The following is a 14,880-nucleotide window of genomic DNA, read 5'->3' as shown; positions in this document are numbered from 1 at the left end:
GCTTGCATGCATGGCACACCTCGCTCTTTCGTCTCGACAACGAGAAGCGTGGCAGCACGTGCCATGCATGCACGGTTTTTCCGGAAGAATAGATCAGAATGCCGGGGAAGCTAGGAGGGAATGCGGGGAAACCTCAGGGTCAGACCGTGAGGTTCCCTCGCATTTCATGCCACCAATGTATAGGAGCTGGATGTGCTCGGTCAGCCGTTGTGATTGTCGTTCCGCCAGATTGACGGTGAAGAAGCCGGATCAAGGAGTCAGACTCGACGATTCTGACGAGACGCCCCCTGCCGATAGCGTTCTGACTTGCGATCACCGCCGTGCCCACGGGACTGCGCCGGCCGTGCCAGTGTCTTCTCCATCTTGCCCTTGAAGCGGTCGCTACCGAGCACCCAGGCTTTGTTCGTTGCCTCGCGTATCGCGGTTAATGTCTTCTCCGGTAGTTGGGCGCGAAACAGTTGGCGGTACGCCGCTTGTCGGGCCGCGGCGGTTGAACCTAGCCGCTTATATTCCCGGTGCGGGGTGAGTAGGGGATCCGCTTTCCCTAAGGCGTTATATCGGTAGCTCGACCAGGGATAGTCCGCCGGATGCGTGGCCAGGTGGCGTGCCCGCACGGGATTGTGTTCGATGTAGCGCATGCAGGTGAGCAGGTACGGCTCGCTATCAATCAGTGTCGCGCGATAGCGTCCTTCCCAGAGGGTGCCGGTGCGCCGGTAGCGGTGGTTGAAATATTGCACGTAGTAACGCCCGAGCATCTGCATCATCTGGCCGATGCCGTTGTCGCGCTGGGGCGTAACCAGCAGGTGTACGTGATTGGTCATGAGCACATACGCGTGGAGGTCGCAATCGTGCTTTTCGGCAGCGGCTCGCAGCTTTTCCAGATAAAAACGATAGTCGCCCTCGGCGCGAAATATCGCGTCGCGATTGTTTCCGCGCTGGATCACATGTTGCGGCTGGCCAGGGATGAGGAATCGGGGAAGACGCGCCATCGCCTGTCACCTGCTTGCTGGAGAATGGCTCACGAGGTTACCCGTCTTCTGAGGGGGAATCAACGAGTCTGACCCCTTGATCCTCTCGTAGTAACGCCCGAGCATCTGCATCATCTGGCCGATGCCGTTGTCGCGATGGGGCGTAACCAGCAGGTGCACGTGATTGGTCATGAGCACATACGCGTGAAGGTCGCAATTGTGCTTTTCGGCAGCGACTCGCAGCTTTTCCAGATAAAAACGATAGTCGCCCTCGGCGCGAAATATCGCGTCGCGATTGTTGCCGCGCTGGATCACATGTTGCGGCTGGCCAGGGATGAGGAATCGGGGAAGACGCGCCATCGCCTGTCACTTGCTTGATGGAGAATGGCCCTTGAGGGTACCCGTCGTCTGAGGGGGAATCAATGGGTCTGACCCCTTGATCCCTCTGCTTCATAGAGCTGACCGGAACGCAGTGCGGACGGCACTGTGTTGTTTGCCACTTCTAATCAACGCACATGAGTCTCCATTGCCCGCTTCTAGCCTCCTCAGGGCTAAGTTCAACTTGTTCCGGTGTCTCAAATGCCCTCTGAGTAACAGCCGCATTCTTGTTAAGCAACTGCGTTTCGCCGGAAAGTATCAGCGTCTGCCGCACTTCATCACCTCTCTTTAATTCGCATCGACTATTTCGCGGGGGCACTCTGGCTCCATCAACGTCGCATGCAAACACGGTGTTCCCGGTCGAAAGACGAAAAACTTCTCGCACCTTGAGTTCAATTGTCATACCTGCCTCACAAGCCTTTCTCTTTGAGGATTTGCAAAATACGAACATCTTCGTTGCCTAATCCAAGCATTCTTTGGTGACGAATCATGAAATCCTTGACGTGAGTTTCCGCGCTACCATAGCCGCTAGTCCCAAGTCGATCAATGATACCCAATCGCTCTTGAGTCCCGTGCAAAAACTCCTCAAGGACTGCGGCCTTACTCGGATTTTCACGAAGAATGATGCTAGACCTATTCACACCACCAACAGATGCCTCCGCGCCGAAATAATCCAACATTCGCAACTCTTCAGAACCAGGTCGTGCTATTAGCAAATCTCGCTTGTTGCCGACTGCCGCAAGAAGCTCGGATGACGCTGGCTCAACGCCCATCAATTCCTTAGGGCTGAACAACATCCTATTGTTTGCAACACCCAAATCGCCAAACAACCCGCTAAATTTAGATATACTGCTGGACCGCACGTACCTTGTAGCACCAATTTCCGGCACCAACATAAACGGCAAATTCTCTCCCGCAAACTCACCGCCATAGGCAAAAATCGAATTGATCGCCAGCTGTCGAGTGATCGGATCCCCCGACGTCACTTCAGTTACTGGCACGCTATGGAAGCGACTATTAAATGCATCACGATTCTGTGCTTGCTGTCTCTGCAATTGCAACGGGCCTGGATCTGTAGCGAATGATCCATCAAAAAGTGATCCAATAAGCGACGCATATAGTTCACCAAAATCCACTATATTCTGCACGCCTCGTCTCACACTGGCGTTAAACGCATCACTTGTCTTTGGGCCGTTAACAAGGAAATCAAGCTGCTGTCTGTCTATCAGTTGCGCATTTTCAGCCGCTAGTGCGCTACCTACCGCCGCCTGTTGTTCGGGAGTAAGCCGCAGACGCAAGGGGCCTTTCGAAGAGGCATCTACTGAATTGCTCGCAGAAGAGCGCGTAATGTCTTTATTCCTTTTCTCCTCCGCCGGCACGTCAGGCCGCTCATAGTCATAAATTTCCTCCCAAGCCCGATCATTCAATACATCATTACGATCCTGCTCGGCATTACGCAGATAATTCCTACCCCATTGCTCGTACAGATCGTCCCCGCGATCTTGTTCGGCGTTCAGCTGCATCGCCCTCTCTCGATTCCTGGAGGGTTGGTCCATAACAAACTGCCGCTGTAAGTCATATCGCCGGTTCCGTTCGGTGTTCTCCACCATCGAACTGCCAATAGCGTGACCCAGCGCCGTTGCCGCCACACTTACGAAATCGAATTGAGATTCCGGATCGTCCTTGTCGTAGATCGCGTTGTTGACCGCGCCTTGCACCAAACTATCGCGGAGTCCCTTGGTGAAATTTTCACCGAAGCCTACCGGATTTCGACCAGGGCCCATTTGTGCAGTGATTCCGCTAGCCAATCCTGCCGCCGCGACTCCCTGCCAATCAAATTTCTTCTGGTTACCGATAGCGATGTTAAGGCCCTGCGATACTGTATTGCGCAGCATGCTATTTAACATGGTGCTGGCGGTAGATGTATTTTCAGCAACGCTGATACCTTCCGATTGAAAGACACCTGCCATCGCTGCATCCACAGCAACTCGCTTCCAATTGATCTTGTCCTGCAGCCCCAGCGCCACCGCCGTCATTTGGCTAGCGACGCTAGCGAAGCCGGTTACCGCCATTACTTGCGGCCAGGTGGTCTCTGCGGCATAGGCTCCGCCGACATAGCAGATAACGATGAAAATAATGATGGCAATCAACATCGCAAATATATGGCTCTTTGGCTTCGCTGCCGGCAATGTCGGTGTGGTATCTCCAAGTATCAATCGTGGGTCGTACGGTCGAAACGTTTCCGATGTGTTGTGAACGTTGGTGACGACATTGGGGATCGCGAGCCGCGTACCAGCAGGCAAGGCTTCCGAGCCGGTTAGGCCGTTGGCGTCGGCAATGAGATACCAAAGTGATGCGTCACCCCATACGGCCGATGCAATACTCTGCAACGTGTCGCCGGCATTGACGACATAGGTGCCCGGTGTTTTGCTCGGGTAGTCTGGGCCGATCGGTCGGAAGTTTTGATCGAAGTCAGCCGACGTGACGGGAGTCACTCGGTCTTTGAGATCACCGTGGATATGGCCACCGCCCTTGTCTTTACGATCGGCCAGGACTTGGGCGTAGTCGATGCGGCTCGGGACTTTATCGGTTCCAACGTCGCCAATGGCAATACCGTTCAAATAGAAAAAGCGGCGGATGATGGGTTCTTTGGGATGAGCAACCTGAATCTCCACCTCGGACTGATAGCGTTTCATCACCTGCCCGAGGTGATTGTTTACGTAACGGATCGTGCGGTCTTGCACGTGATCATAAAGTTCGCGCAAGTGTCCATTAGCATCGTATTTATACGTGGTCGTGCCCGGTTTCCAACTTGCAACATCCTTCGCGTCGCCTTTGATGGTGACAGAGCTCTGCTTATAGCCGTCCCATTTAGCGTATGCGTAGTATTGCCAGATGTTGGGATACTTACGGGTATTGGGTATTCCGTCTTCGAGCGTTCGGGTATAGCTGTTGGCGAGCGTACCGTCCGCTAGGTAGCTGAAGGTGGTGATATTCTTGATATGGGGATCGGAGATATCTATATCCCGCTGCACCAGCAACGTATTGTCATCGTCGTACACATATTGCTCATGCCTGGTGATCACGCTGCTCGTGTTGTATTCGTAATAATCCGACATCTGACCCAGCGCGTTGTTCACCCGATACGAACGCAACACGGGAGTGGCGCCTTGTGTCGTCGCGAGTGCTACCGTGCGCAAGGTACCGTTGGCGTTGTACTCGTTGACCCCTACCCCCAGCAGCGTTCCCTCTTCCCTTGCGGGAGAGGGGGAACCATTACTAGCGTTATATCACCCCTCTCCCCGGCCCTCTCCCGCAAGGGAAGAGGGAGTATCTGCGGATATGCTTCGGCTTTTGCTTAAGTAAGTGCCATTCGGGTCGAACCGCAATGGCGCTGCGCACCCAATCCAGGTCCTTACGAGAAAAACAGCACAGCGAGGGCTTCGAAAAAAAAACGGCCGGGCAAATGCCCGGCCGTTTGTACTACGGATAGCGTCGTACGGTTAGAACAACCCGACGATCTTTCCTTCATCGTTGACGTCGATCGCATTCGCCGACGGTACCTTCGGCAAGCCTGGCATGGTCATGATGTCACCGCAGACCATGACGACGAACTCGGCACCCGCTGCGAGCCGAACCTCACGCACGTTGATCACGTGGCCAGAGGGTGCGCCCTTAAGCTGCGGATCGGTCGAGAACGAGTACTGGGTCTTGGCGACGCAAACCGGATAGTGGCCGTAACCGTCGTCCTGCAACTTTTTGATCTGCGCACGCACCTTGCTATCGGCAGTGATATCACTCGCACCGTAGATTTTGGTGGCGATGGTTTTCATCTTGTCCCATAGCGGTAAGCTCTCTTCGTAAACGAAACGAAAATCCGCTGGTACACGCTCGACCAACTCGACCACGGCACGCGCCACTTCTTCCGCGCCCTTGCCGCCTTCCGCCCAATGCCGCGCCAGCACCACCGGCGCTTCGTGATGCGCCATCTTGCGCTTCAGCAGGTCGATTTCGGCTTGCGTATCGAACGTGAAGTGGTTGATCGACACCACGCACGGTAAGCCGTAGTGGTTGCGCACGTTGTTCACATGGCGCTCGAGGTTAGCGATACCCTTTTCCAGAGCCGGCAGGTTTTCCTTGTTGAGCTCCTTCAAATCGGCGCCGCCATGGAACTTGAGCGCACGGACCGTGGCAACGATAACCACCGCCGACGGCCGCAGACCGCTCTTGCGGCACTTGATGTCGATGAACTTCTCGGCACCGAGGTCAGCGCCGAAACCGGCTTCGGTCACGACATAGTCACCGAGCTTGAGTGCGGTCTGGGTGGCGATGACCGAGTTGCAACCATGAGCGATATTGGCGAACGGACCGCCGTGTACGAACGCCGGATTGTTTTCCAGTGTCTGTACCAGGTTCGGCTTGATGGCGTCCTTCAACAACGCCGTCATCGCGCCCTGTGCGTTTAAATCGCGCGCCAAAATCGGCTTGCTGTCGCGCGTGTAGCCGACGACGATATTGCCCAAGCGCGTTTTCAGATCCTTAAGCGAGGTCGAGAGGCAGAAGATCGCCATGACTTCGGAGGCGACGACGATGTCGAAACCATCCTGCCGCGGATAACCGTTACCCGGGCCACCGAGCGAGCAGGTGATGTCACGCAGCGCGCGATCGTTCATGTCCATCACGCGCTTCCAGGCGATGCGGCGCACGTCGAAGCTGAGCTCGTTGCCGTGGTGAATGTGGTTGTCGATGAGGGCCGCCAACAGGTTGTTGGCCAGCGCGATCGCGTTGAAGTCGCCGGTGAAGTGCAGATTGATGTCTTCCATCGGCACGATCTGCGCGTAACCGCCGCCGGCGGCGCCGCCCTTCATGCCGAATACGGGGCCCAAGCTCGGCTCGCGCAAGCAAATGACGGTCTTCTTGCCGATGCGGTTGAGCGCGTCGCCCAAACCGACGGTGGTCGTCGTCTTGCCCTCGCCCGCCGGTGTCGGGCTAATGGCGGTCACGAGGATCAACTTGCCGTCGGGCTTCTTCTTAAGTGTGTCGATGTATTCGAGCGACACTTTGGCCTTGTAGTGGCCGTAAGGCTCCAGGTGCGCCTCGTCAATGCCGAGCCCCTTCGCGATTTCGGTAATGCGCTTCATCTTCGCTTTCTGGGCAATTTCGATATCGGATGGCACGTTCGTCACTCCTCCAAGTCAATTTGTTTAAATGATGCAACGGCTAATGATCGCCGATCTGTGCTTCTCGACCGAACGGAATCACGTCACCGACAAGCCGCTTTGCGTCAGGGGCAACCTACATACGCGATTTATTGGGAGAGTCGCCGCGTCGGTACTGCTTACGGATAGCACACTTGCCTATGCCTTGTTGCGTATTACTCCATTTTTCAGCGGCGGAATACTACCGTTGTTCGCATCGTTAATACGTCAATGCTGAAGAAATTTTAGGCGCAATTCTGGATCTCGATGGGTGTGCAGGGGCTGCCTATCTCCCTTATTTAGAGTTGCATGAACCCCTAACTCTAAAATATTTGTTGTAAATTTGTATCAAATACGCGACATAATTTAAGTCGACAGATAGAAAACAGTATCTAAGTATTATACAACTTATTGTATTTTATACTTAAAGTTAAGCAACTAGGGATGCTAGTTTAACTTTGACTCTCAATACAACTTTGTGGTGAAAATGTCGCACGCTGCAAAAAACATTGCTATTATCCAATCCGACCTTGGGTCCCTTTCAAGGCATGAAGCAAACAAATCAACCACTGAGGGAATTAGACGATGTTTAAGAAGACAGCTATTGCGCTTGCTGTAGCAACCGTTGCTGCAGTTCCCCTTGCCCAAGCTGATACGGGCCCGACACTTTATGGTCGCTTAGATATGGCCTGGCGGTTTAGCGATGCCGGCGGCGACGCAGACACCATTGCCGACCTTAATGGTTCGCTTTCGCGCTTCGGTATCATGGGCGACGAAGATCTCGGCGGCGGCACCAGCATATTCTACAAAATGGAATTCAAAGTACTTGCCGATGACACCACGGTCAGCGATCAACAGCGCCTCAGCTATATCGGTATCAAAGGTGGCTTCGGTAGCTTCAGCGCCGGTCGTCAATGGAGCGCTTATTACAACAATGTCGGCACGTTTACCGACCCGACGGAAGTGGTTGGTACCGCGTATCTCTCCACGTACGTCGACCGTATTTCCAACATCTTCAAGTACAGCAACAGCTTTGGTCCGGTAAGCTTGGAAGCCGATGTGCAATCTGACACCGGCGGCAACGACAACACTGTTGACCGTTACACCTTCGGTGGCACTTTCACCGCAGGCCCGGTGGCGGTTGGCCTAGGCTACGACAACATTAAAGGCACCACTGATACGTCGCCTGTGATTGAAGATGTAACGACGACGGGTATCGCCGGAAGCGTCAAGATTGGCAGCATGGTTTCGCTCGACCTCGGCTACGAAATTGCGGACGACAACAGCGCAAACAAAGAGAAGGCCATCAACGGCCGCGTGAATCTGACCTTCGGTGGCGGCTGGAGCACCATGATCGGTTATGGCGTGGCTAAGGATGACGATGAAGATCTGTACGGCACGACCGACCTCAAAGAAGACAAAGTAACCTGGTTCCAAGTCAACAAAGAAATCAGCAAAAAAACCAGAACCTACTTTGAGTATCGCAGCGACAGCTACACCGTCGCTGATGGTGCCACCGCGCAAGAGGACACATCGTTGTACTTGATCGCTCTCAGCACCAACTTCTAATCGATTCCAGAACGATTTTCGAACTGGCAGTTAGAAGCGGAAAGGGCACCCGAGTTGGGTGCCCTTTCTTTTCGCCCAATTAAAATTGATTACGTCGAGTCACTACCGATAATTTTTATCAACGGCTCGAGATGGGGCCGATAATTCCGCCACCGCTGCTTCGACTGCGTATAGATAGGTTGGCGCACTTGCCAAATACTGAGCGTTCTAACCGATCGCTCTAGTTTATAAAACTGCAAACACGCCTCGTCCCACGGCAGTTGCAGATAGTCGATCAACCGCCTCGCTTCGATCTCCACATCAGAAATTACCGTTTCATAGTCGATATCCAATAGTTGGATCGGCAACACCTGCTGCCAGTGGCGCATCAGCCGTTCGTACTCTTTGAAGTACAGCCCGGTCTCTTCAAGACGGTAAGCGTAATCCGCACCTTTCGGAAAATACTGAAAGAAATTAGATAGGCAGGTATCCAACGGATGCCGCCGACAATGGATAATTTTTGCGTTGGGAAAGAGTAAAGCAATCAATCCCAGATGGATAAAATTAAACGGCATTTTATCCGTCACGCGGAGAATGTCCGGGCTCGTTACATCGCGCGTTAAACGATGCACATACTCGCTTGCCGTCGATCTAACTTCATCCGCACTCCATTCCGAGACGAACTCGGGATAGTTTCGTGGTGCCCTGCCCGGTGGGTTTTCCAGTTGATGAATAAGATCACCGATCTTGATCAACTCGCCGGCGCCGAACACGCGCGGATGGCTGGCCACAATCTGCTCGATCAGGGTCGTGCCGGACCGTGGCATACCGACGATAAAAACCGGCGTTTCGTCGTTCGATCCGCGAATGACGTTGCGCGCAAAAAACTCGGCGTCAAATAAATCGATGATTCGATCGACATGCGATCGAAAGTGATTGATATCGAATAACGTAAAGCGACGCTTAATCTGATTGGCTTTCTCATAACAAGCGAACGCCTTGTCGTATAGATTGCAGTCGTCGTACGCCTTGCCTAAGGCAAAGCACAGGTGCATCGTCTGAACGTCATTTAGCGAACCCTCTGCCAATAGCCGTTGCATTCGCTGAACATCGTCATTTTCCAGCGATTTAATTTTCTTGCCGGTGACAATATTTCGGTACGCTTCGGTAAAGCAGGCATCGACTGCTAAGGCTTGGCGATAGGCTGCCTCTGCGTCCTCAAGCTGACCCTTAGCCGCCAATGCCAACCCTAGATTGTTATGCGCCGCCGCGAAATTTGGATTTAACTCGATCGCCTTGTGATAAGCCGTCTCTGCCTCCACCATGCGCTCTTGGCTGGCCAAACAATTGCCTAAGTTCGAATACGCCTCGGCATAATCACTGCGTAACGACAGAGCGATACGAAATGCCGCCTCCGCCTCAGACCATCGACCTAGCCGATCGAGCGCCACCCCCAAATTATTTTGTGCTTCGATATCATCCGGTCGCATCGTCATAAAACGCCGATAGGCGTCGACTGCCTCGACATGCCGCTGCTGCAACAGCATTATCCGACCCAAATCGCCCCACGCCTCGGCGTGACCCTGATTAATTTCGATAGCGCGCCGGAATGCCTGCTCGGCCGAATCCGCGTTGCCGGCGAGATTCAAGAGCACACCCAAACGATGCTGCAGGTCGGCGTCGGCCGGCGAAAAATGGGCGGCTTGCGTGTAGACCGGTAGGGCCTCCTGCAACTTTCCTTGCGATACCAGCAAGTTGCCTAAATTATTGAGCGCTTCCGCCCAACTCGGCTTGAGACCCACCACACGACGGTAGGCGTCGATCGCCTCGGCAGCATTACCCTGTTCGCGTAACACATTGCCGAGGTTGAACCAGATTTCGGCCTGATCAGGTTTAAGCGCCAGCGCACGACGGTAATGCACGACCGACTCATCGCGCGCACCGCGCAAATGCAGTACTTGCCCCAAGTTGTAAGCGACGGCAGCGCTCTGCGGCGCCAATTCGGATGCCCGCCGGAAGCCTTCCTCGGCGGCGGCATAGTGTCCCCGTTGAAATTGCTCGGCGGCAACGGCGAATATTTCCTGTAAGGTCGACGGCGCACCGGCGGGCGCCACCCGTTTCAGTCTTGCCTGCTGCTCTCTTCGCTCTTTCCTATTCATGGCTCTCGACCATCGGGGGCGTTGACACCCGTTTTTGGCAACCCTAGTATGCCCGCGCTATTCATTGGTGCTGCAGGTGTTCCCGGATTCTATCCGGGAATGAAACGGGAAGCCGGTGCGTCTTTACAAAGCCGGCGCTGCCCCCGCAACGGTAAGCGAGTCGACACGGACCATGTGCCACTGTTTCGTCACTCCGACGGGATGGGAAGGCGGCCCGTCTATCGCGAGCCCGGAGACCGGCCTGCTGCTCGATCCTATATATATGATGCCGCGGTGGGCGGCGCGGAGATAAGCATTTATACCCTCTGCCGTTCTGCGTTCGCCTGCCCGATTAGCCACCCGGCGACCTGGCGATATCTATCTATACCACGGCGTTCCTCGGACCCCCGGGCAACCGCTACACTGTTCGCCCCATGAAAGACCCCACACAGGATTTTAGCGACGCCGAGCGCGCCGCCGTCTATCGAGTCATCGCCGAGCGCCGCGACATGCGCCACTTTCGGCGCGGACCGATCGACGACGCCACCTTGCAACGCCTACTCGCCGCCGCCCATCGCGCACCCAGCGTCGGGCTAATGCAACCCTGGCGCTTTTTACGCATTACCGATGCGGCGTTGCGCCGCGACATTCATGCGCTGGTCGACGCCGAACGCCAAGAAACCGCAAAAGCGCTCGGCGAGCGCAACGCTGAGTTCATGCGACTCAAGGTCGAAGGCATTCTCGACTGCGGTGTGCTGTTGGTCGCCGCGTTGTGCGATAAACGCGAACAGCATGTGTTCGGCCGACGCACGTTACCGGAGATGGACTTGGCGTCGGTCGCCTGCGCCATTCAAAACTTGTGGCTCGCGGCTCGTGCCGAAAGCATCGGCATGGGCTGGGTGTCGCTGTTCGATCCGGTCGCCCTCGCCCGCTTACTACAAATGCCGAGCGGTGCCAAACCGATTGCCGTGCTTTGCCTCGGTCAAGTTGATGCGTTCTATCCGGCACCGATGTTGGAACTCGAAAACTGGACGCGCGCTAAACCACTGGAAGAAATGCTGTACGACAATACTTGGAATGCCAGCGAGTAATGCTAACGCTACTCGCCATCGTTGCCGCATTGACGCTCGACCTGCTGCTCGGCGAACCGCGGCGCTTCCATCCATTGATCGGATTCGGTCGACTGGCAAACATCGTCGAGCGCGGTTGCTACGGTAATTCCAAGGGGCGCGGTGTGGTAGCTGTGCTGTTATTGCTGCTCCCGTTCGCCGCTATTTCGGCATTGACACAATTTACGCCAATCGCCGCGGTGCTCGACGCTGTGATTTTGTATCTTGCCATCGGCTGGCGCAGCCTCGGCGAGCACACGCGGCCTGTGGGCGTCGCGCTGCGCGACGGTGACTTGGCGCAGGCACGCGAGCGCGTCGGTCGCGTGGTAAGTCGTGATACCGCGCCGATGGAATCCAACGATGTCGCTAAAGCTGCGGTTGAATCGGTGCTGGAGAATGGCAACGATGCCATCTTCGGCGCGATCTTTTGGTTTGCCATCGTCGGCGCACCGGGCGCGGTCGTTTTCCGTCTGGCGAACACGCTCGATGCGATGTGGGGTTATCGTAACGACCGTTACCGTCGGTTCGGCTGGGCGGCGGCGCGCTTCGACGATGTGCTCAACTTTATTCCGGCGCGTTTGACCGCGTTGAGCTATGCCATCGCCGGTCAAACGCGCAATGCCCTACGTTGCTGGCGCGCGCAAGCACGCTCTTGGAAGAGTCCCAATGCCGGACCGGTAATGGCCGCTGGTGCCGGCAGCTTGGGACTCGCGCTCGGCGGACCGGCGTGGTACCGCGGCAAACTTGAGACACGCCCGCCGCTCGGTGCCGGACGTGCACCCGACGCCAACGACATCGGCCGCGCACTACGTCTAATCCATCGCAGTCTGTTGATATGGCTGGCCGTGCTTGCCGGAGGAATACTGCTTGTCGAACGCTTCCTCCGCTAACACAACTCAACTGTTGCCGCATGGCGGTCGCCTACGCGCGGCAGCGGCGCAATACCGTATCCCGCTGGCCGATTGGCTCGACCTCTCGACCGGTATCAATCCTAACGGTTGGCCGATACCGTTGTTACCGTCGTCGCTGTGGGCGCGGCTACCGGAGGATGACGACGAGCTCGAACCCGCAGCACGCGCCTACTACGGAACCGACAGCCTATTGCCTGTCGCCGGATCGCAGGCGGCGATCCAAGCATTGCCGTTACTACGAGCGCGTTCGCGTATCGGCGTACTGGCGCCGAGTTATGCCGAGCATGCGCACGCGTGGCGCCGCGCCGGTCATGAGGTAATACCGATAAGCGCTGAAGAAGTTGCCACACAGACGATTAACTCGCTCGATGTATTGCTGCTCGTCCAACCGAACAATCCTACCGGCGCGCGTTTCGCTCGTGAACAATTATTGACCTGCCATCGCCACCTCGCCGCCGGCGGCGGCTGGCTGATCGTCGATGAAGCCTTCATCGATGCAACGCCCGAGCAAAGTCTTACGCCGTTGTGCGCGCAAGCGGGTCTTGTTGTGCTGCGTTCGCTCGGTAAGTTTTTTGGCCTTGCCGGTGCGCGCGTCGGTTTTGTTAGCGCCGAAGCGGCATTGCTCGACAAACTGAAAACACAACTCGGTCCGTGGACAGTGCCGGCACCGTCGCGCTGGATAGCGACGCGCGCACTCAACGATCGCAGCTGGCACGAGCAAACCCGCCGACAACTCGTGCTTTCGCAGCAACGGCTAACCGCACTGTTGCAACGCCACGCACTGACACCGGCCGGCGGTTGCGCGCTGTTTCAATGGCTGCCGACAGCACGTGCCGCGGAACTGCACGATGCCTTTGCACAGCGCGGCATTCTCACGCGCCTGTTCGAGCAACCGGCGAGCCTGCGCTTCGGACTGCCCGGCACAGAAGCCGATTGGGTCCGACTCGACCAGGCGCTCGCCGATATTTCCCCCCGCCATTTGACCGGTACCGGTACATGAACGCGCACACGTTGATGGTGCAAGGCACAACTTCCGATGCCGGCAAAAGCACGCTGGTCACCGGCTTGTGCCGCTGGCTGCGGCGTCGCGGTGTGCGCGTCGCACCGTTCAAGCCGCAGAACATGGCGCTGAACAGCGCCGTCACTAGCGACGGCGGCGAGATCGGCCGCGCACAAGCGGTACAGGCGCAAGCTTGCGGCCTAGCGCCGCATACCGACATGAATCCAGTGCTGCTCAAGCCCAACACCGACATCGGTGCGCAAGTGATCATCCACGGCCGTGCGATCGGCAACATGGATGCGGTGGCTTATCACGACTACAAACGTACCGCGCGCCAGGCAGTGCTTGAATCGCACGCGCGTTTAACGACGCACTACGAGCGCATCATCGTCGAAGGCGCGGGTTCGCCGGCCGAGATCAATCTGCGCGCGAACGATATCGCGAACATGGGTTTCGCCGAAGCCATCGACTGTCCGGTGATCCTGGTCGCCGACATCGATCGCGGCGGTGTGTTCGCGCACTTGGTCGGAACACTCGCCTTGCTGAGCGAGAACGAACAAAAACGCGTGGCCGGTTTCGTCATCAATCGCTTCCGCGGCGATATCGCCTTGCTGCAGCCGGGACTCGACTGGCTCGAAGCACACACCGGCAAACCGGTATTCGGCGTGTTGCCGTACCTGCAAGGACTACATCTGGAAGCGGAAGACGCGTTGCCGCGAGCGGCCACGCACGGTAGCGCCGACGGTCAGCGTCTACGCGTCATCGTTCCGGTGATGCCGCGTATCAGCAACCACACCGACTTCGATCCGCTGCGGCTGCATCCGCAAGTCGACTTTCGTTTCATCGGTCCGCGCGAATCGATTCCACCGGCCGATCTTATTGTCCTGCCCGGCTCGAAATCCGTGCGCGGCGATCTCGCGTGGCTGCGCGAACAAGGTTGGGAAGCGGCCATCGCCCGGCATTTGCGTTACGGCGGCAAAGTGATCGGCGTATGCGGTGGCTTCCAGATGCTGGGCAAAGCGATTCGCGATCCTTACGCCGTCGAAGGCGATGCCGGCAGTAGTCCGGGCCTCGGTTTACTGGATATGGAGACGACGCTGGAGCAGGAGAAGCAACTGCGAAATGTTCGCGGCCGCTTGACGCTCGACGACAGCGCCATCAGCGGATACGAAATTCATGCCGGCGTGACTCACGGCAATGCGCTGCAACGACCGGCGATTAAGCTCGAGCAGCGCGACGACGGCGCCATCAGCGACGATGGGCAAATTATCGGTACCTACTTGCACGGCCTGTTCGAATCGACCGACGCGTTGAACATGCTGCTGGCATGGGCCGGACTCCGTGCACCGCAAACGCCGGACTATCAACAATTGCGCGAGGCCGGTATCGATCGTTTGGCGGATGCGGTCGCGCAGCACCTCGATACGACATCGCTACTAAAACTCCTGGATCTGTCTCCGGGAGAAACGGCAACCGCAGCCATTCCCCTCTCCCCTTGTGCTGCGCATGGAGGCGCGAATGTCGCGGGCGCAGGATGCGCAGGAGCGACCGGGAGAGGGGCCAGGGGAGAGGGGTGATCATATGTGGTTCAGATATTTTCCCCCTCTCCCTTGTTCCCTCCCCCGCGAGG

The 14,880-nt window shown here is 56.5% G+C and carries 9 protein-coding genes, 1 pseudogene and 1 riboswitch; of the genes and pseudogenes, 5 read left to right on the top strand and 5 right to left on the bottom strand.

Going from position 1 to position 14,880, the window contains the following annotated elements; genetic code table 11:
* Window positions 1–257 precede the first annotated feature (257 nt).
* From HY308_14205 to HY308_14190, 4 genes and pseudogenes are all read right to left on the bottom strand, one after another.
* A complete protein-coding gene (locus HY308_14205; GenBank protein ID MBI3899426.1) occupies window positions 258–989 on the bottom strand; it encodes a transposase in 732 nt (243 codons plus the stop codon).
* A gap of 87 nt (window positions 990–1,076) precedes the next feature.
* Window positions 1,077–1,328, bottom strand: a pseudogene (locus tag HY308_14200) (transposase).
* 428 nt (window positions 1,329–1,756) lie between these two features.
* On the bottom strand, window positions 1,757–4,504 hold the full coding sequence (locus tag HY308_14195; GenBank protein MBI3899425.1) for a LysM peptidoglycan-binding domain-containing protein: 2,748 nt from the start codon (window positions 4,502–4,504) through the stop codon (window positions 1,757–1,759).
* Window positions 4,505–4,849: 345 nt separating this feature from the next.
* On the bottom strand, window positions 4,850–6,523 hold the full coding sequence (locus tag HY308_14190; protein ID MBI3899424.1) for a formate--tetrahydrofolate ligase: 1,674 nt from the start codon (window positions 6,521–6,523) through the stop codon (window positions 4,850–4,852).
* Window positions 6,524–7,129: 606 nt separating this feature from the next.
* On the opposite strand from HY308_14190, the gene HY308_14185 reads away from it, so the two are divergent.
* Window positions 7,130–8,113 (top strand): porin, encoded by a 984-nt coding sequence (locus HY308_14185; protein ID MBI3899423.1) that lies wholly within the window; start codon window positions 7,130–7,132, stop codon window positions 8,111–8,113.
* Between the two features lie 89 nt (window positions 8,114–8,202).
* Here HY308_14185 and HY308_14180 read toward each other — a convergent pair whose 3' ends face one another.
* Complete coding sequence (locus HY308_14180) at window positions 8,203–10,251, bottom strand: tetratricopeptide repeat protein (protein MBI3899422.1); 2,049 nt, start codon at window positions 10,249–10,251, stop codon at window positions 8,203–8,205.
* 57 nt (window positions 10,252–10,308) lie between these two features.
* Window positions 10,309–10,511: riboswitch (cobalamin riboswitch) on the top strand.
* A gap of 153 nt (window positions 10,512–10,664) precedes the next feature.
* Here HY308_14180 and bluB point away from each other — a divergent pair.
* Genes bluB through HY308_14160 form a run of 4 tightly spaced genes read left to right on the top strand, consistent with a single transcriptional unit; the run spans window position 10,665 to window position 14,827 of the window.
* On the top strand, window positions 10,665–11,321 hold the full coding sequence (gene bluB, locus HY308_14175; GenBank protein ID MBI3899421.1) for a 5,6-dimethylbenzimidazole synthase: 657 nt from the start codon (window positions 10,665–10,667) through the stop codon (window positions 11,319–11,321).
* Complete coding sequence (locus HY308_14170) at window positions 11,321–12,229, top strand: cobalamin biosynthesis protein (GenBank protein ID MBI3899420.1); 909 nt, start codon at window positions 11,321–11,323, stop codon at window positions 12,227–12,229. Before bluB ends, HY308_14170 begins: the two co-directional genes overlap by 1 nt.
* Window positions 12,230–12,239: 10 nt before the next feature.
* Window positions 12,240–13,250 (top strand): threonine-phosphate decarboxylase, encoded by a 1,011-nt coding sequence (locus HY308_14165; protein ID MBI3899419.1) that lies wholly within the window; start codon window positions 12,240–12,242, stop codon window positions 13,248–13,250.
* Window positions 13,247–14,827, top strand: coding sequence for a cobyric acid synthase (locus tag HY308_14160; GenBank protein MBI3899418.1), 1,581 nt, complete (start codon window positions 13,247–13,249; stop codon window positions 14,825–14,827). Before HY308_14165 ends, HY308_14160 begins: the two co-directional genes overlap by 4 nt.
* Window positions 14,828–14,880 lie beyond the last annotated feature (53 nt).

Source organism: Gammaproteobacteria bacterium (assembly GCA_016199745.1).
Taxonomy (GTDB): domain Bacteria; phylum Pseudomonadota; class Gammaproteobacteria; order Acidiferrobacterales; family Sulfurifustaceae; genus JACQFZ01.
The sequence above is the reverse complement of the archived record's forward strand: the minus strand, read 5'-3'. Positions and strand labels throughout refer to the sequence as shown.

Excerpts from the sequence above, each read along its gene's own strand:
- bluB (MBI3899421.1), top strand. The coding sequence starts at position 10,665 with ATGAAAGACCCCACACAGGATTTTAGCGACGCCGAGCGCGCCGCCGTC.
- HY308_14170 (MBI3899420.1), top strand. The coding sequence starts at position 11,321 with ATGCTAACGCTACTCGCCATCGTTGCCGCATTGACGCTCGACCTGCTG.
- HY308_14205 (MBI3899426.1), bottom strand. The coding sequence starts at position 989 with ATGGCGCGTCTTCCCCGATTCCTCATCCCTGGCCAGCCGCAACATGTG.
- HY308_14180 (MBI3899422.1), bottom strand. The coding sequence starts at position 10,251 with ATGAATAGGAAAGAGCGAAGAGAGCAGCAGGCAAGACTGAAACGGGTG.
- HY308_14160 (MBI3899418.1), top strand. The coding sequence starts at position 13,247 with ATGAACGCGCACACGTTGATGGTGCAAGGCACAACTTCCGATGCCGGC.
- HY308_14185 (MBI3899423.1), top strand. The coding sequence starts at position 7,130 with ATGTTTAAGAAGACAGCTATTGCGCTTGCTGTAGCAACCGTTGCTGCA.